Raw genomic sequence first — 17,167 nt, 5'->3', positions numbered from 1 at the left:
GACCTACGAGCCGTTCCGGAGTAGAACTCCCCCTGCACCGTCGCGTGACGGTATTCGGCAACGGAAGTAGGCATGATGATCATTCTTGGGGCGATCCTGCTCGTGATCGGCTTCATCGCCGGGATCCCGATCCTCTGGACGATCGGCATCATCCTGGTCGTCGTCGGCGCCATCCTGGCACTGGTCGGCGCCGGCGGACGCAAGGTCGGTGGGCGCGCCCACTGGTACTGACCCGACCATCCGTCACCAGCCCGTGCGGCGCACGGCGGTGACGGTGAGCTGAGGCACGGGGGTGCCGTGGAGCTACGGCTGCCGCGGCACCCCTGGTCACAGGCTGGGCTCGTCGTCCACGCCACCCCGGCCCACGGTGGCGTGGCCAGGACGTCGACGGGCCGCTAGCCGCCGTTCTTCTTCCCGCTCCCGCCGCCGTCGCCCTTCCCGTTCTTGGGTGCGGGCGGCGTCGACGGAGGAGGCGGATCGGTGGTCGTGACCGGGGCGGCGGCGGTCTGGCTCGCCGGCGCCGGCGTGACCGGCGGCCCGGTGGTGGCGCTGACGGCACCGCCCGTCCCGGTGGCCGTACCCGGGGATGGCACCACCACCCCGGTGCTCACCTCACCTCCGACCCGGGGTGTGGACGGGGTCGTGGGTGCGGGGTCGCCCAGCACCAGGGAGGCGGCACTGACCGCCCCGACGAGGACGAGGACGGCGGCCGCCGGCACGGCCCAGCTCCGCCGACCCCTCCCCGGTCCCGCCGGTCCGGTCTCGAGGTTCCTGGTGACGTGAGCGTTCGCGACCAGCGCTGCGTCGTCGGGCGGGAGGACCGTCGTCGGCCGATCCACCAGCACGCCGGGTCGCTCGGGGTGGGTCCCGTGACCGGGAACGAGACGGCGCAGCGCAGCCGCGGCCTGCACGGCGGTGGGACGGTTTCCGGGGTCGTCGTCGGTGAGGGCCAGCAGCAGCGTCGCCCAGGGCCGGGGCACCAGCTCGCGCGGGATGACCGGCGGCCGGTGCAGGCGGGCAACGGCGGCCTGGATCCCGGTTCCCTCGTACTGCCGCCGACCGGTGATGCACTCGAGCAGGACCAGACCCAGGGCGTGGACGTCGGAGGCAGGAGTGGCGTCCGCGCCCCGGATCTGCTCGGGGGCGAGGAAGCCGGCCGTGCCGACCAGGGCCCCGGTGGCGGTGTGGCGCGCCCCGTCGGCCAGGGCGATCCCGAAGTCCGCCAGCTTCGCCGTGCCCGCGGTGGTCAACAGGATGTTGGCGGGCTTGACGTCACGGTGCACGACCCCGGCGGCATGGACGTGGGCGAGGGCATCGGCGAGACCAGCACCCGTGCGGGCCACCTGGTCCAGGCTCATCGGGCTGTCCCGCACGGCGTCGGCCAGGGTGGGCCCGCGCACGAGCTCCATCACCAGGAACGCGGGCTCGTCGGGTCGGCTCGGGGCGCCCGGGGCCGGGAAGTGTGCGTCGTGGACAGCGACGAGGTTGGGGTGGCTCAGCCTGGCCATCACCCGGGTCTCGGCGCGCGCCCGAGCCAGGGTCTCCCCCTCGTCGAGGGTGTGCGCCCGGAACTTCTTCACGGCCACGTCCCGGGCCAGCAGGTGGTCGCGGGCCCGGAAGACCTCGGCCATGCCACCACTGCCGAGCAGGTCCACGAGCTCGTACCGACCGGCGAGCACCGCAGCGGGGTGCCGCCCGTCGTGCTGCGCACCAGACATCCGCAGCACGCTACGCACAATCCAGCGCCGGACCGACACGCAGGCCAGGTCGCGCTGCGACGAGTGGTGGAGACCCGGAGGCATTGGCTTGGATCCGCGGCCAGAGGTGGACCTGGGACCGCCGCTCATCCTCGGCGCCCCCCGCCGGGGGTGTGGGCAACCCGGACGAGTTGCCGGACCCTCTGGTGATCAGTGCCCGGCGTGTGCCACGCTGCACCCCTGGCGCTGCTGCATTTCTGTGGCAGGAACGAGATGATGGCGAGGGTGTCGTGAGCGTGGAATCGCGTCGATCAGATCTGGTCGATCCGGAAATGTCGGCGAGCGACCTGGAGCAGGCGCACCGCCGCATCCGGTTCACCCGAGCCGAGATCCCCCGCCTGGTGGGGATGTTCGGGTTCATCGCGGCCCTGCACGTCCTCGGGTGGGGCCTGTTCACCCACTACAACTCCGACCCGACCATCCACAACACCGTCGGCACCGACGGCACGCTCGTCTACGCCGGGGCCGGTGCCCTTGCCTACGTGCTCGGGTTGCGGCACGCCTTCGACGCCGACCACATCTCCGCGATCGACGACACCACCCGCTACCTGCTGCAGAAGGGCAAGAAGCCCCTGGCGGTGGGGTTCTTCTTCTCCCTGGGCCACTCCACCGTGGTCTTCCTCTTCGTCACCGCCCTCGCGCTGGTCGCCTCGCGGGCCACCGCGTTCCAGGACGCCTTCCAGGGCCCCGGCGCCCTCATCGGCACCCTCGTCTCCGCCCTGTTCCTCTACCTCATCGCCGCCCTCAACTTCGCGGTGCTCCGCGGCATCATGAACGCCTGGCGCAGCGCCAAGCGTGGCGAGTACTCCCCCGAGGAGCTCGACGCCCTGCTCGCCCAGCGCGGGTTCATGAACCGCATCTTCAAGGGCCGCTACAACAAGCTCGTCAACCACTCCTGGCAGCTCTACCCCGTCGGACTGCTGTTCGGCCTCGGCTTCGACACCGCCACCCAGGTCGGGCTCATCGCCATCGCCGGCAGCACCGCGGTCGCCGGCGGGCTCCCCCCGCTGTCGATCATCGCCCTGCCCATCCTCTTCGCCGCCGGCATGTCCCTCATGGACACCGTCGACGGGGTGTTCATGTCCAAGGCCTACAGCTGGGCCTTCGTCCACCCCATCCGCAAGATCTACTACAACATCACGACCACCGGGCTCTCCATCTTCGTCGCCGTCGTCATCGGCACCATCGAGATCCTCGGCCTCGTCGCCGACCGCCTCAGCCTCGACGGCCAGCCCTGGACGTTCCTGGCCAGCATCGACATCAACATCGTCGGCCGCTTCATCGTCGGTATCTTCTTCGTCGTCTGGATCGGCGCCATCCTCAACTGGAAGCTCCGCAAGCTCGACGCCCGCTACGGCGACGGCACCCCAGACCTCCCCGGCACCCCAGACCTCCCCGGCACCACGCCCACGCCCACCACCTGAGCCGCCTCCCGGTGAGCGAACCGGGCGCACCACGACCGGACGTGCGCACGCGCCTGACGTGCACACCGCCGCGCCGGCGAGGTCGCCGCCGCTGGTGCCGTGCGGGCCGAGGAGTCAGTACTTCTCGCGTCGCGACCGTCGCCTCCGGTGTGCCAGCGCTGCCCCAGCGGCACCTACGACGACGGCCAGCACTGCGACTGCCGTGAGGGACACCAGGGGTGCGGCCGGCGGTCGGTGACCTGTCGGGGTGGGCCCTGCGGCCGTGGGGGCTCCTCCTGCGTGGCGGCCGGGGGGGGTGACTGGCGGGATGAGCCACGGGGGTGGGACGGGGGTCGGCGCGACCGCCGGGGTGGGCAGAGCCGGTGGTCCGCCGACGGGGGCGGCGCGGCGTCGGAGGGCGCGGCCGGGCCACCCGCTGCGCGGGCCGACGACCAGGAGCAGGGCGGGCACGAGCAGCGAACGCACGAGGAAGGCGTCGATGAAGATGCCGCACGTCATCGCGAAGGCCAGCTCGCGGAACGGTGCCAAGGGGATGATCGCGAGCATCCCGAAGCTCACGGCCAGCGTCACTCCTGCTGCGGTGATGGCCCGCGAGGATTCCGGTACCGCCTTGAGCACAGCCTCCCGCAGCGGGCGGTGGCGGGCCTCCTCCCACACCCGACCGACCCCGAAGATGTTGTAGTCCGAGCCGAGGGAGACCAGGAGCACGGCGGCGGCGAAGGGTACGTAGAAGGTCACCCCCTCCTGGTGCCCCAGCACCATGAAGACGAGCACCGTGAGTCCGAGCGAGGCCGTGAGGGCCAGGATGCTGGAGGCGAGCAGGAACAGCGGCGCGATGAGGGCGCGGAGGAAGACGACGAGCAGGAGCAGGTTGACGAGTATCCCGGCCACGGCGATCCGTCCGAGGTCAGCACTGGTCGAGCTGACCAGGCCCACGGCGAGGGCGGTGTCGCCGCCCACGCTGATCCGGGCATCTCGCAGGCCGCTGCGGGCGGCGAGCTCCGGCAGCTGGGCTCGAAGGGCCGCGAGGTCCTGGATGGCCACGGCGTCGAGGGGGTCGTGGTCGAGGACGACGAGGATCCGGGCGGCGTTGCCGCTGCTCGCGAGGACGATGTTGTGGGCCTGGAGGGTGAAGTTCTGGGCGGGCCCGATGACGCCGGCCACTCCCTGGGCCTGCCCGACGAGGTCTTGGAAGCCCGAGAGGGCGCTGATGTCCCCCGTCACCCCCGGCTTCTCGATGAGGATCGTGGTCGGCGAGGTGATCCCGGGGGCGAAGGCGGTGCCGGCGGCCGCCGAGGCACGGCTGACGGGGTTGGTGTCGGGCAGGGAGCTGATGAAACCCACCCCCAGGTCGAGCCGCTGGATGGGGAGGGTGGCGAGACCGAGGACGCCGACGCAGAAGACCACGGCCACCCACGCCGTCTTGCGGCTGTGCAGAACACGCACCAGCGGTGAGGGTTTCCCGCCCTGCAGGGCTCCAGCCGTGCCGGTGCCGAGTGCCGCGCCCACCCGGCGGTGTCCTGGCCACAGCACGCGGGGCCCGAGGATCGCGAGCAGGGCCGGGATGAGGGTCACCGAGACGACGAGACCGACGACGACCGCCAGCGCCATCGCTGGACCGAACCCGCGGAAGAACGCCGAGCTGGCGGCGAGCAGAGCCGCAGTGCCGGCCGCAACAGTGACACCGGCCGCCATGACGATGGGGGTGTCGGCGGCGACGGCAGCCGTGACGGCGTCGCGCCAGTCGTCGTGCTCGGGCAGACGCACCCTCACGGCGGTGAGGTAGAAGATCGTGTAGTCGGTGACGACACCGAGGAGCAGGGCCACCAGCAACGGCTTCAGCTCGGCGGGCGCCCCCACCCCCAGCAGTCCACCCACGATGTCGGTCAGGTGGGTCGTCGTGACGAAGGACAGTCCGGCGGCCACCAGGGCGAGCAACGGCGCCACCACCGAGCGGAAGGTGGCTCCGACGAGCAGTGCGATCGCCAGGACGGTGAACAGCTCGAGGCGGGGGAGGTACTGGTCCACGATCGAGGCCTGCTCGGCCCGCGCGGGGATGGAGCCGGTCACCCCGACGAGGTGGTCCTCCGGGCGCTCGAGGTGTTCGCTGATGTAGCGCCGCGCGGCCTCCTGCTGGCCGCTGAAGCTGCTCGTGGGATCCATGAACAGGTAGGTGAGCACGGCGGTGTTGGTCTCACCGCTCGTGCCACCGAGGCGCAGCGTGTTGGTGAGCGGGAGGGCGCCGAGCAGCGGGTAGTCCGCCCCGGTCTGGTCGAGGGCCACGGCGTCGAGGACCGACTCCGCCTGCACGTAGGGCGAGAGGCCCCCGGGGTCACGCTGGACGACCACGGTGCGGCTGGACAGTGGGAAGCCGAACTCCGTCACGGCACGGAGCTCGGAGGCCACGGCCGGGCTGTCCAGCGGGATGATGCTGGCCAGCTGGTCCCCGCCCGTCCCGACCGGTGGCACGACCAGCAGCACACCGAGCCCGACGACCCAACCCACGACGATCGCCCACCGGTGGCGCGTCGTCCACTCGGCGTAGCGCCGCGCGAGGGGCGTGCGCGCCCGCCGACCACCAGGCCTGCTCACCCTGGTCGCGCTCATCGGCCGACCTAGGCCCGGCTCGTCAGCAGCGTCTCGGGCAGGCCGAGTCGACGCATCTCCGCGCGGGCCAGGTGATCGTGCCTGCCCGCCGCGAGATCGGCGTCGGGGTCCGCGGTGACAGCAACGAGCTCGGCGAAGCCGAGGTTGGCCACCGCCCGGCGAGCCAGGTGGGCGATGGCCTGCTCGGTGCGCTGCGGATCGAGCAACGCCACCCGCAGGGCACGGTTCTCCCGCCGGCTGCCCGCCCGCGAGGGGACGTAGAGCAGCAGGACCGGGCCCGTGGGGGCGAGCGCGACGACCACCCCGGTCAGCACGCTCAACGCACGGATGCTGCCCCCGGCCTGGGTTCCGCTGTCGATGATGGAGCTGCTGCTGGCGACCACCTGGTCACCGAGCTGGCCGGTGCGCGAGCCGATGAGGGGCAACCCCCCCAGGTCCTGGAGCGCCCTTCCCGCGGTGCCCAGGGCTCGCCCCGAGTCGACCGCGCTCTGGCTGAGACCGCCCAGCTGCCACATCTCGTATCCGACCCAGGCTCCCAGGGCCAGCCAGAAGACGACCCAGAAGCACACCACCCCGTCCCACGCCCGCGCCGCCCGCATGTCTGCCGTCCAGCTGCGTACCGCCATGTTCGACCCTTCGTGTCGGCCGGTCCAGATTTCAGGGTGTGCGCCCATCCTGGGGTATAGACAGACAGACGTGAGACAGCTACCCACCGATATCGGGAGGTCAATGTGAACGAGAAGCCACCAACACCAGGATCGCGCACCCCGGGGGATCCCGAGGACCGGACGAATCGAGCGAACACGCCCGCAGCGCCCCCGAGGGAGCCCCGGCGCTGGGGATGGCTCGTCCCCACGGTGACCTTCCTCCTGGGACTGGCGCTCGCCGGTATCGTCGTCTCAGCCCAGAACTCCGGTAGCAGCACTGCCTCGTCGGGGGCGACCAGCACCGCGACGGCCACCCCGACCACGGGGCCGTCGTCCTCGCAGGTCGCGGTCGTCGAGGTGCCCGCCGCGTGCCTGTCGGTTGCAGACGACGCCAAGGCCTTGGTGGACGTCGCCGCGACAGCGGTGACTGCGGCCCGAAACCTCGACGCCACCGCACTCTCGGCGGCTGTGCGTCAGCTCGACGAGGCCCAGAAGGCCGTCACGAGCAGTGCCGACGCCTGCCGCGCCATACAGGCGACCCTGCCCTCCACAACCCCCACGTCAAGCCCCACGACCTGAGTGCTTGGTCGACAGCCCCGATGGAGAGCTCGCCCCCCGGGCTGTCTCAGCCTCACCGGCGGCGGCTGCGGTCATCGGTCCGAGGGTGCCTGGTGAGCAGCGTGGTGCCCATCGGCGGCTGGTGCCGAACAGGGCCAACCGTTGGTGGGTGTGGCTGCGAAGGCCGGGGTATGAGAGTCGAGTCAGCACGACGGGTTTCGGTGTTGGTGGGCGGACTTGCGCTGGCGGTGGTGGTGGCCGGGTGTGGTTCGTCGGGCCCGGGTGGGCAGTCGACCGGGTCGACGGCGCCGGGTTCTTCCTCGCAGGGATCTGTGGCGACGGGCAGTCCGGACAGCACCGCCTCGGCCGGGGGTACCTCGTCCCCGGTCGAAGCGGTGGTGATCACGGTGAAGGACTTCGCCTACCAGGTGCCGACGACGGTGGCGGCGGGGGCGACGGTCATGGTCACGAACACGGACCGGGTCGCGCACACGGTGACGGCGGACACGAGCGGGAGCCTGTTCGACGTGAACATCGACGCCGGTGGCAGCGCCTCGTTCACGGCGCCGACCCAACCGGGCACGTACGAGTTCCACTGCGTCTACCACGGGAACATGCACGGCACCCTCGTCGTGTCCTGAGCCGCTGTCCTGGTCGATCCGGTTGCCCGCCGCCGGCCCACCAGAGTGATCATCACCCACTCCGACCGCAGCAGCCGGCAGGACCGCGAAGCGTCAGCCACACCTGCAGCAGACCCGGACGTCGACGGCGCAGCGAGGTGTCGCACGGGGACTGTGGATTTAACGGTGTTTCCGGCCCAACACGCTGACGGGAGTCGGCGGGGAAGGTGCCGTGATGACAACGACACTGAGTGACATGACCGCGAAGAAGAGGCAGGAGCCCACGGCTGAGGAGGTCGCTGCCCGGGAGCTGGTCCGGCTGGCCCAGGAGCAGGGCCTGTCCCTGACCGGGCCTGACGGGCTGCTCAAGCAGTTCACCAAGACGGTCCTGGAGACGGCCCTGAACGAGGAGATGACCGCCCACCTCGGGCACGAGAAGAACCGGGCCCCCCCTCTCTGTCAGCATGGGGTGATGCACCAACCGGTGCGTAATCACTGAACGAGGGTGGGGAGATGAGTCCCCTGCGATGACTGTTCTGACGACGATTGCGCGGTCGGGCACCCATGCTGGTGTCGTGAGCGATGACCACCCCAGCGGTGAGGTGCCGGAGCGGGCCCGGCGCAGGTCCTTCACCGCCGCCTACAAGCTGAGGGTGCTGGCGGAGTACGAGGCGGCCGAGCCCGGCCGCCGGGGTGAGGTGCTGCGCCGGGAGGGCCTGTACTCCTCGCACCTGGTGGAGTGGCGTCGGGCTCGTGATGCCGGTGCGCTGGCCGCTCTGGCGGCGACCCGGGGACGCCCGCCGGCTGATCCGGTCGAGCGGGAGAACACCCGGCTGCGGGAACGCAACGCCGCCCTCGAGGCCGAGCTGGACACCGCCCGGCGGGTGATCGAGGTGCAGGGAAAAGTCTCGGCTCTCTTGGACGATCTGTCCAAGAGAGCGCACGAGGCCTCCGCGGCACCCACGCAGCGAAGCTCCGGGCCGAGCTCACCGCCGCGGTCGAGCAGGTGAGCGACGAGGCGGTCCTCGAGCTGGCACCGGTGGTGGGCACGGTCGCGGCGTGCGCCGCGATCGGGCGGTCCCGGGCCACGCACTACCGCCGCCACCGCCAGTCCCCGCCACCACCACGCCCGCCCCGGGTCCCACACCGCGACCGGGCGCAGCCGGGGGCGCTGAGCGCCGCCGAACGCGCCCAGGTGCTCGCGGTGCTGCACAGCGACCGGTTCGTCGACGCCGCCCCCGCGCAGGTGTGGGCGACGCTGCTCGACGAGGGCGTCTACCTGTGGCCAGCGAGTCGACGTTCTACCGGCTGCTGCGCGGGGTGCACGGCGACGTGCGCGAACGACGGTCCCAGGCCACCCACCCGGCCACGGTCAAACCCGAGCTGATCGCGACCAAGCCCAACGAGGTCTGGTCCTGGGACATCACCAAGCTGCACGGCCCCGCGAAGTGGACCTACTTCTACCTCTACGTGATCATCGACATCTACTCCCGCAAGACCGTCGGCTGGATGGTCGCCACCCGAGAGTCCGCGGCCCTGGCCGAGCAGCTACTCGCCACCACGATCGCCGCCGAGCACGTCGCGGCCGGTCAGCTGACGATCCACGCCGACCGCGGCGCCAGCATGGCCTCCAAACCCGTCGCCCTGCTGCTGGCCGACCTCGGGGTGATCAAGAGCCACAGCCGACCCCGGGTCAGCAACGACAATCCCTACAGCGAGTCGCAGTTCAAAACCCTCAAGTACTGCCCCAGCTTCCCCGGCACCTTCGCCACCCTCCAGGACGCCCGAACCTTCTGCGCCGAGTTCTTCCACGCCTACAACCACCACCACCGCCACGCCGGACTCGGCCTGCTCACCCCCGCCGTCGTCCACGACGGCCACGCCGAGACCGTCCGGGCCCAACGCGCCCTCGTCCTGACCGCCGCCCACACCCAACACCCCCACCGCTTCCGCCACCCACCCCAACCACCACGACTACCCGAACCAGCATGGATCAACCCACCCACCGCAACAGAGCCCATCACTCACAAATAGACAAGATCAACTGCCCCAAAGAGGTTGACAGGTTCCGCCCCGGCGAGCGGGACTCCGGGAACGTCCGCAACGGCACGAGGACGAAGACGGTCCTGACCCACGCCACCGGCCAGGTGCAGCTCGAGGTCCCCCGTGACCGTGAGGGCACCTTCGAGCCGGTCATCGTGCGCAAGCGGCAGCGCCGCCTCGGTGAGGTCGACGAGGTCGTCTTGTCCCTGTACGCCCGGGGCTTGACCACCGGAGAGATCGCCGCCCACTTCGACCAGATCTACGGGGCGTCGGTGTCCAAGGAGACGGTCAGCCGGATCACCGACAAGGTTCTGGAGGAGATGCAGACCTGGTCCACCCGACCGCTGGACGGGGTCTACGCGGCGATCTTCATCGACGCCATCGTGGTCAAGATTCGTGACGGGCAGGTCGCCAACCGGCCCATCTACGCCGCGATCGGGGTCAGCCTGGCCGGGGAGAAGGACGTGCTGGGCCTGTGGGCCGGCACCGGCGGGGAAGGCGCCAAGTTCTGGATGAGCGTCTTGGTCGACCTCAAGAACCGCGGCGTGAGCGACACGTTCTTCGTCGTCTGCGACGGGCTGAAGGGCCTGCCCGACGTCGTCGGCAACGTCTGGCCGTTGGCCACGGTCCAGACCTGCATCATCCACCTGATCCGCAACACCTTCCGGCTGGCCTCCAGACGGGACTGGGACGCACTCCGGCACGACGTGAAACCGATCTACACCGCGGTCAACGCGGCTGCCGCGCGGGCGGCGTTGGAGGAGCTCACCGAGAAGTGGGGCAGCAAGTACGGGGCGATCACCCGGCTCTGGGAGAACGCGTGGGAGGAGTTCGTGCCCTTCCTCGACTACGACGTCGAGATCCGCACCGTGCTCTGCTCGACGAATGCCATCGAGTCCCTCAACGCCCGCTACCGGCGGGCGGTGAAGGCCCGCGGGCACTTCCCCAGCGAGCAAGCCGCCTTGAAGTGTCTCTACCTGGTGACCCGATCGCTGGACCCGACCGGGCGAGGCAGGACACGATGGACCATGAGGTGGAAGCCAGCGCTCAACGCGTTCGCCATCACCTTCGCCGACCGCTGGCCGGCACCCGAAACCTACTGAGACCAACCGCCGGAAACACCGTTAACGAGACAGCCCCGTCGCACGACGGGCCGTGCTGCTGATCGTTGTCTCAGGCTGGGTGTGAGCTGGTGAGCTGGGCGTAGACGACGATGTTGTCGAGGTAGTTGCCGGTGGTGGCGTCGAAGGGTCCGCCGCAGGTGATCAGCCGGAGCCCGGCGTGGTCGATGTTGCCGTAGACCTCGAGGGTGGGGAAGGCTTGCTTCTTGTACTCACGCACTGCGGTGACGGTGAACACGGCCACCGTCTTGTCGGCGCGGGTGATGGAGATCTGGTCCCCGGAGCGCATCGCGCCCAGGTCGTAGAACACCCCGCGCCCGTACTGGGCGGAGTCGATGTGGCCGTAGATCGCTGCCGGACCCAGGGCGCCCGGGGTCGGGGACTGGTCGTACCAGCTGGGGATGCGGACCTGCGACAGCGGGGGCACCGCGACGGTGCCGTCGGGGTTCAGTCCCAGCGCGAGGAGGTCCTCCTCCACCCCGAGGGTCGGCACGCTCAGCCGCACCGGGGTCGAGGCGGCCAGGATCGGACCCGTCGTCGGCGGTGCCGCGGGGGGGCCCGCAGCGGGTGGCGCCACCGGGGACGACGGGGGGGCGACCGTCCCTGGTTCACCGGTGGAGGGGGTGGGCCCGGCCTGGCCCTGGGCGAGCACAGCAGCCGGGGGCACCGCGGGGGCCGACGGTGAGCTCAGGCCCACCCCCACCAGGACCACCCCGACCAGGGCGAGCACGACCGTGGCCACCACCACCATGCTGGGGCGGTGGCCACGGTCGTGCTCACCCGGGTGAATCTCTCAGCCCTCGGTGCGACGGCGGCGGGCCACGGCCACACCACCGACAGCGGCGACGGCGAGCGCTCCGGTACCCACGGCGAGCAGCTCGGTGCTGGCACCACCACTGGACCCGTTACCGGTGTCCGCGGCCCCGGAGGGGATGGTCGACATCTGCGAGGCCTGCAGCACCCCGCACACCGCCGGGGACGTCGCCGCCAGGGGCAGCGACGGCACGATCTCGCTCATCTCGCCCTGGGCCTGCGCGCTCAGGCTCGCCGGGTCCAACCCGTGCACGACCACGACCGCCGTGCCGCCCTTGACCGAGGCCAGGGTGGCCGCGTCGAGGGTGATCGTGCGGTTGTAGGTGAAGCTGCCGCCACTGGGGGCGATCTTCAGCTCCGTGCCCGCGGTCGGGCTCGTGTCCCCCGAGGTGCTCAGCGTGGTCTGGATGCCCCCGTAGGACGGGGCACCCTCCTTCACGTTCACCACACCGTCACCATTCTTGTCGGCCGCCGCGGTCGGGCACTGGCCCATCCCGCCGCCGTGGATGTGCTGCACGTGCGGGTACGGGGCGTTCATGAACGACGCAGCCAGACCCGACACCTTCTCGGTGATCGTCGCCTGGTCACCGGTGAGCTGCAGGGTGACGGTGCCACTGGCCCCGGACCCGTTCAACGCGTCCAGCTGAGCCTGGTAGGAGGCCCCCGACGTCTGCGCGATGGCAACCCCCGGGAGAAGACCGATCACACCGAGAGCCGCCACCGGCGCCAACAACCTCAAGGACTTCTTCATCGCAGAGCTCCTTCACTGGACCACCAACGAGTGCGGACGCACACCGCCTACCCCTGCCATCGTTCCCCGACAGCCCCCGGTTCGCCCGGGCCACCACCCCAGCCCCCGACACGGCGCCAGCTCGACCTCCACACACACGCGCGCCAGGCTGTCAACTACGTTGGATAGTTGACGAGCCGAGACCGCACCGTTACCTTCGAGCCGCCCGACCCACACCTCCCCCGCGCAGCGCTTCGCGCTCGACAGACAGCAGGAGCGCTCCTCCATGGCGAGACACCGGCACGAGGCGCCAGCTGCCCGGCGGTTCCTGGAGGCAGACCCCGCCTCTCTCGACCCTGCCGCGACCTGCACCGTGCAGGTAGTGCCGCCGGCCACGGGTCCTGCCGATGCCACCCACCATGCTCCGCGTCCCGACGCTCGCCACCGGGCTCGAGAGCGCGCCGCAGTCCTCGCCTCGACCTCGCACTCCCGTCAACCCCCCCGCGGCGCACACCGCAGGCTGGGCCCGCGCTCGCCGCACCGGGTGAGAACGGTGTCGGCGGCCCTGGCTGCGGGCGCTGTTCTCGCGGGCGGCTCGTGGACGGCGGTGACGCCGGCCGCCGCCACGGCGTCCGCCCAGACGGTGGACGGCGCAGCGAGACAGGGCCCGGCGCAGGTGGGTCCGTCGGTCCTCGCCGTGAGCCGCGACGTGGGTACCGCAGCCCTCGCCCAGCTCTCCAAGGGGACGCGGTTGGCGTCCGAACGTGCGGCCCGAGCGGCCGAGGCGCGCCGACCGCTGACGGTCTCCCCCACGACGGGGACGATCACGTCAGGGTTCGGCGCTCGGTGGGGCACCAACCACGACGGCGTCGACATAGCCAACTCCATCGGCACACCGGTGCTCGCCGTCACCGATGGCGTGGTCCTCCAGTCGGGCCCTGCCAGCGGCTTCGGCCTGTGGGTCCGGGTTCGCCAGGACGACGGAACCATCGGGATCTACGGACACATCAACGAGTCCTTCGTCGCCGCCGGCCAGGAGGTCTCGGCCGGGCAAGAGATCGCGACCGTCGGGAACCGCGGCGTGTCGACCGGGCCCCATCTGCACTACGGCGTGCAGACCACCTCCGGCGCCGCGCTGGACCCGTTGCCCTGGCTCGGCGACCGCGGGGTGTCCATCTCCTGATTCACGAACCGTCTTCCGAGGAGTCCCGCGTCGCATGAGGCACGATGGGCGCACCAGGCCACCCGGCCGATGCGAACGGGACGGAGAAGTCGGTGACAGGTCTCGGTGAGCTCGAAGCAGCGGTCATGCAGGTTCTCTGGGACTCGCAGGAGCCTCGTTCGGTCCGGGACGTCCTGGACTCCTTGAACGAGGAGCGATCCCTCGCCTACACGACCGTCCTGACCGTGCTGGACAACCTGCACCGCAAGGAATGGGTGGCCCGGGAGAAGGTCAGCCGCGCGTTCCTGTACCGGGCGGTCGAGACGAGGGACCAAGCCGCAGCGCGGGCCCTGCGGGTGATCCTGGACGGGGCGGGTGACACCGAGGCGGTCCTGCTGCACTTCGCACGGACCGTGTCACCGGGTGAGTCCATCGCCTTGCGGCAGGCGCTCGCCGAGGGTTCCGGGCAGTGACGATCGCGGTGACGTTGGCCCTGAGCAGTCTGCTGCTGGCTGTCGTGGCGCCCTCCGTCCTGCACGACCCACGCGTCGCCACGGTCCGACCGACGGTCCTCCTCGCCACCTGGGCGGCGAGCATGACCAGCTTCACGATCCTGCTCGGTTCGGCTGTCGTCGTGGCCGCGTGGCCGCGGCACGCCCCGGCAGAAGGCATCGCCGAGGTCGTGCTCAGCTGCCTGGCACGGCTCACCCACGCCATCACGCCGTGGATCGATGACACCATCACCATGACCGGTGCGGTCGCCCTCGTCGTCGTCTCGGCGCGGTCGACCCGCACGGTGCGCGATCACGTCGCCCGCCGTGCGCGGGCCACCGAGAAGCACGCGGACACTGTTCGCATCGTGGGCCGGCGAGATGCCCTGGTCGACACCGTCTGGCTCCCGCACCCCGTTCCTCTCGCCTACAGCATCGGCGGGCGAGCCGGATTCGTCGTCGCGACGGAGGGTCTGAAGACGCACCTCAGTGCACGTGAGATCGACGCCGTCATGGCTCACGAGCGGGCACATCTCAGCGGCCGGCACCACCGCGTCCTCATCGTGACGACGGCACTGGCGAGGGCACTACCGATGGTGCCCCTGTTCGCTCGTGCGCCTGCTGCAGTGGCGTCGCTGCTCGAGATGGCAGCAGACCGTGTCGCCGTCACCGCCACGGATGCCGCGACGGTCCGATCTGCGCTCGTCAGGGTGGCCTCCTTCGCCTCCGACACCCCCGCGGGTTCGCTCGCCCTCGCCGGGACCGCCCTCGCGGAGCGCCTCGTCCACCTCGACAGCGTTCGCAGCAGCGACGAGGGCAGGTCACGTCTGCGCTGCGCGGTCGCTGCGACGTCGACGTTCCTCGTGCCGGTTGCAGCGTCGGGCATGGGTGTCTTCCTCGTGACGTCCGGCTTCTGCGCACTGATCTAGACGTCGCAGAGCCTCATCAACTATCGTTGGTAGTAGTTCTTGCTACAGTCGGGTTGCACCGTTCGTCCGCTGCATCCTGATCGGAGCTCCGCCCATGACGGCCGTCGCGCCCCAGCCCGTCGCCACTCGGCCGTACCCGGTCAGGGAGGCGAAGAAGGGCTCGTTCGTCCTGAAGATGGTCCACACGACGGATCCGAAGACCATCGGGCTGATGTACCTGGTGACGTCGTTCGGCTTCTTCCTCGTGGGTGGGCTCCTGGCGCTGGTCATGCGCGCCGAGCTGGCCGTGCCGGGTCTGCAGTTCCTGTCCAACGAGCAGTACAACCAGCTGTTCACCATGCACGGCACGATCATGCTGCTGCTGTACGCGACGCCCATCGTCTTCGGCTTCGCCAACTACATCCTGCCGCTGCAGATCGGGGCGCCGGACGTGGCGTTCCCCCGGCTGAACGCGTTCTCCTACTGGCTGTACCTGTTCGGCGGCATCATCGTCGTCGCCGGGTTCATCACCCCGGGTGGCGCAGCGGACTTCGGCTGGTTCGCCTACACCCCGCTCTCGGACGCCGTGCACTCCCCGGGCGCCGGTGCGGACCTGTGGATCACCGGACTCATCGTCGCCGGCCTCGGCACCATCCTCGGTGCGGTGAACATGATCACCACGGTGGTCTGCCTGCGGGCCCCCGGCATGACGATGGCCCACACCGGAAGTGCGCAGCACTCCGGCGCGGTGTCGGAGAAGCTCACCAACGCGCTCGAGCCCGACGCGGTCAACGGGCCCGAGCCGACGTCGCGGTGAGCACGACCAGCGCGAGCACCCGCTATCCGGTCCACCCCCGGAGCGGTCACCAGCTCGTCGTGCGGGTGTTGGCCGTCGGGGTCGCCGCCGGACTGGCCCTGCTGGTCTACACCCGGTTCGGCGGCACCGACAAGGCGTCGGGCAAGGAGACCGGGTTCGACCTGGTGGACGACTCGACGCTGTCACTGCGATTCGACGTCACCCGCTCAGACCCCTCTATACCGGTGGTCTGCATCGTCCGCTCCCGCTCGATCGACGGCTCCGAGACCGGACGACGACAGGTCTACGTACCGCCGGGGACCGAGACCCTCACCTCGATGGAGGTCCTGGTGCGCAGCTCCCTGCCACCGGTGGCCGGCAACGTCTACGGGTGCGGCACCACGGTCCCCGGGTACCTGGTTCCCGCCCCGTGAGGAGCCACCGCGCCCTCGTCGCGGCCGTCCTGACCGCTGTCACCGTCACAGGTTGCGCGGGTTCAGGCACCCCGACCAACGTCCTCGAGCCACGCGCAGCGCCGTCGTCGCCCCTGACGGTCGCACCGGCCGGCACCACCACCGACATCGGGTCAGCAGTGATCAGCACCGCGCTCGATCCCCGCTCCCGCACCCTGGCACTGCTGGTGGCGGCGCCGGACCGGGTGCTGCTGCTCGATGCCACCGACCTCACCGTGCCCCCGCGGTCGGTGGCGCTGCCCGCCAGGGGCCACGAAGTGGTCGCCGGCGACGGTGAGCTGCTCGTGGCCACCGCCGCCGGTGTCGTGCGGGTCGACCCGACGACGGCCGTCGCGAGCCTCCTCGCGATGGACACCGACGTCCTGTCGGTCGCGGTCCTGCCTGACGACGAGCTGGCGGTCGGCCTGTCCACCGGTGTCGTCCGGGTCGTGGCGGCCGATGGACGCACCGCGGCCGAGATCGGCGGCCTGGCCAGCGCCGACGCGGTGCGGGTCGCCGGTGACGACCTGGTGGCGCTGGACCGACGGCAGACGTCGCTGACGGCGGTGAACACCGCCGACGAGGCCCTCGCCGAGGCGCTGCGGGCCGGGGAAGGCGCCGCCCGGGCGACCACCGACCGGTTCGGTCGCGTCCTGGTCACCGAACCCGTGCGCGGGGAGCTGCTGGTGTTCAGCACGAGCCCCCTCATGCTCCTGCAGCGCTTCCCCGTCCCGGGCGGACCCTGGGCCGTCGCGGTGGACCCGGTGACCGACATCGCGTGGGTCACGCTGACCGCCACCAACGAGGTCGTCGGCTTCGACGTGGCGGGCCCCGAGCCCGTAGAGCTCGACCGGTACCCCACCCTCTCCCGGCCCGAGTCCGTGGCCGTCGACCCCGCGGACGGCGCGGTCCTCGTCGCCTCCGCCACCGGAGAAGGGGTGCAACGCATCCCACGACCCTGACCCCGCGCCGTTGCACTCGTGCGCACAGGTGCAGGGAGAACCAGAGGACAGCGCGACACGTCCTGCCCGCCCGGAC

At 70.9% G+C, this 17,167-nt stretch carries 13 protein-coding genes and 5 pseudogenes; 13 read left to right on the top strand and 5 right to left on the bottom strand.

All coding sequences use genetic code 11. The features are described 5' to 3' along the window. Positions 1–72 precede the first annotated feature (72 nt). A complete protein-coding gene (locus tag RHODO2019_RS01355) occupies positions 73–231 on the top strand; it encodes a hypothetical protein (RefSeq protein WP_265384916.1) in 159 nt (52 codons plus the stop codon). Positions 232–395: 164 nt separating this feature from the next. Here RHODO2019_RS01355 and RHODO2019_RS01350 read toward each other — a convergent pair whose 3' ends face one another. Further along, positions 396–1,718: a serine/threonine-protein kinase gene (locus RHODO2019_RS01350; RefSeq protein WP_265383289.1), complete on the bottom strand. Its 1,323-nt coding sequence runs from the start codon at positions 1,716–1,718 to the stop codon at positions 396–398. A gap of 311 nt (positions 1,719–2,029) precedes the next feature. Between RHODO2019_RS01350 and nicT the strand changes: the two genes are divergently transcribed. Next, entirely contained in the window at positions 2,030–3,181 is a 1,152-nt protein-coding gene (gene nicT, locus RHODO2019_RS01345) for a Nickel transporter NicT (RefSeq protein ID WP_265383288.1), read from the top strand. A gap of 114 nt (positions 3,182–3,295) precedes the next feature. On the opposite strand, the gene RHODO2019_RS01340 is transcribed toward nicT, so the two are convergent. Together RHODO2019_RS01340 and RHODO2019_RS01335 are read right to left on the bottom strand one after the other, a co-directional pair. Continuing rightward, positions 3,296–5,788 carry an MMPL family transporter gene (locus RHODO2019_RS01340; protein WP_265383287.1) on the bottom strand — a complete coding sequence of 831 codons (2,493 nt, stop codon included), beginning with the start codon at positions 5,786–5,788 and terminating at the stop codon, positions 3,296–3,298. 8 nt (positions 5,789–5,796) lie between these two features. Continuing rightward, a complete protein-coding gene (locus tag RHODO2019_RS01335; RefSeq protein ID WP_265383286.1) occupies positions 5,797–6,414 on the bottom strand; it encodes a hypothetical protein in 618 nt (205 codons plus the stop codon). A gap of 231 nt (positions 6,415–6,645) precedes the next feature. Between RHODO2019_RS01335 and RHODO2019_RS01330 the strand changes: the two genes are divergently transcribed. The 5 genes and pseudogenes from RHODO2019_RS01330 to RHODO2019_RS01305 form a co-directional block, all read left to right on the top strand. Further along, positions 6,646–7,014 carry a hypothetical protein gene (locus RHODO2019_RS01330; protein WP_265383285.1) on the top strand — a complete coding sequence of 123 codons (369 nt, stop codon included), beginning with the start codon at positions 6,646–6,648 and terminating at the stop codon, positions 7,012–7,014. A gap of 374 nt (positions 7,015–7,388) precedes the next feature. Next, the gene (locus RHODO2019_RS01325) at positions 7,389–7,634 is read left to right on the top strand and encodes a cupredoxin domain-containing protein (protein WP_265383284.1); all 246 of its coding nucleotides are present in this window, start codon (positions 7,389–7,391) and stop codon (positions 7,632–7,634) included. A 235-nt stretch (positions 7,635–7,869) separates the two neighbouring features. Next, positions 7,870–8,055 (top strand): annotated as a pseudogene (locus RHODO2019_RS01320) (transposase); the annotation flags it as partial. Positions 8,056–8,158: 103 nt separating this feature from the next. Further along, positions 8,159–9,647: pseudogene (locus tag RHODO2019_RS01310) on the top strand (IS3 family transposase). Positions 9,648–9,706: 59 nt separating this feature from the next. Beyond that, positions 9,707–10,759: pseudogene (locus tag RHODO2019_RS01305) on the top strand (IS256 family transposase); the annotation flags it as partial. Positions 10,760–10,829: 70 nt separating this feature from the next. Here RHODO2019_RS01305 and RHODO2019_RS01300 read toward each other — a convergent pair. After that, a complete protein-coding gene (locus RHODO2019_RS01300; RefSeq protein WP_265383282.1) occupies positions 10,830–11,519 on the bottom strand; it encodes a class F sortase in 690 nt (229 codons plus the stop codon). A 51-nt stretch (positions 11,520–11,570) separates the two neighbouring features. Then, positions 11,571–12,341, bottom strand: a complete 771-nt coding sequence (locus RHODO2019_RS01295) for a hypothetical protein (RefSeq protein WP_265383281.1) — start codon at positions 12,339–12,341, stop codon at positions 11,571–11,573. 727 nt (positions 12,342–13,068) lie between these two features. Here RHODO2019_RS01295 and RHODO2019_RS01290 point away from each other — a divergent pair. The 6 genes and pseudogenes from RHODO2019_RS01290 to RHODO2019_RS01265 form a co-directional block, all read left to right on the top strand. Continuing rightward, positions 13,069–13,503: pseudogene (locus RHODO2019_RS01290) on the top strand (M23 family metallopeptidase); the annotation flags it as partial. A 44-nt stretch (positions 13,504–13,547) separates the two neighbouring features. Then, on the top strand, positions 13,548–13,955 hold the full coding sequence (locus RHODO2019_RS01285; RefSeq protein ID WP_265383279.1) for a BlaI/MecI/CopY family transcriptional regulator: 408 nt from the start codon (positions 13,548–13,550) through the stop codon (positions 13,953–13,955). Next, positions 13,952–14,902, top strand: coding sequence for a M56 family metallopeptidase (locus RHODO2019_RS01280; protein WP_265383278.1), 951 nt, complete (start codon positions 13,952–13,954; stop codon positions 14,900–14,902). The genes RHODO2019_RS01285 and RHODO2019_RS01280 overlap by 4 nt, the downstream gene beginning before the upstream one ends. Before the next feature lie 94 nt (positions 14,903–14,996). Then, positions 14,997–15,596 (top strand): annotated as a pseudogene (locus RHODO2019_RS01275) (cbb3-type cytochrome c oxidase subunit I); the annotation flags it as partial. A gap of 98 nt (positions 15,597–15,694) precedes the next feature. Then, complete coding sequence (locus RHODO2019_RS01270) at positions 15,695–16,111, top strand: DUF4307 domain-containing protein (protein ID WP_265383277.1); 417 nt, start codon at positions 15,695–15,697, stop codon at positions 16,109–16,111. After that, entirely contained in the window at positions 16,108–17,091 is a 984-nt protein-coding gene (locus tag RHODO2019_RS01265; protein WP_265383276.1) for a YncE family protein, read from the top strand. The genes RHODO2019_RS01270 and RHODO2019_RS01265 overlap by 4 nt, the downstream gene beginning before the upstream one ends. The last annotated feature ends 76 nt before the right edge of the window (positions 17,092–17,167 follow it).

The sequence above is a fragment of the Rhodococcus antarcticus genome (assembly GCF_026153295.1).
Taxonomy (GTDB): domain Bacteria; phylum Actinomycetota; class Actinomycetes; order Mycobacteriales; family Mycobacteriaceae; genus Rhodococcus_D; species Rhodococcus_D antarcticus.
The sequence above is the reverse complement of the archived record's forward strand: the minus strand, read 5'-3'. Positions and strand labels throughout refer to the sequence as shown.

Excerpts from the sequence above, each read along its gene's own strand:
- RHODO2019_RS01355 (WP_265384916.1), top strand. The coding sequence starts at position 73 with ATGATGATCATTCTTGGGGCGATCCTGCTCGTGATCGGCTTCATCGCC.
- RHODO2019_RS01350 (WP_265383289.1), bottom strand. The coding sequence starts at position 1,718 with ATGTCTGGTGCGCAGCACGACGGGCGGCACCCCGCTGCGGTGCTCGCC.
- nicT (WP_265383288.1), top strand. The coding sequence starts at position 2,030 with ATGTCGGCGAGCGACCTGGAGCAGGCGCACCGCCGCATCCGGTTCACC.
- RHODO2019_RS01340 (WP_265383287.1), bottom strand. The coding sequence starts at position 5,788 with ATGAGCGCGACCAGGGTGAGCAGGCCTGGTGGTCGGCGGGCGCGCACG.
- RHODO2019_RS01335 (WP_265383286.1), bottom strand. The coding sequence starts at position 6,414 with ATGGCGGTACGCAGCTGGACGGCAGACATGCGGGCGGCGCGGGCGTGG.
- RHODO2019_RS01295 (WP_265383281.1), bottom strand. The coding sequence starts at position 12,341 with ATGAAGAAGTCCTTGAGGTTGTTGGCGCCGGTGGCGGCTCTCGGTGTG.
- RHODO2019_RS01285 (WP_265383279.1), top strand. The coding sequence starts at position 13,548 with ATGGGCGCACCAGGCCACCCGGCCGATGCGAACGGGACGGAGAAGTCG.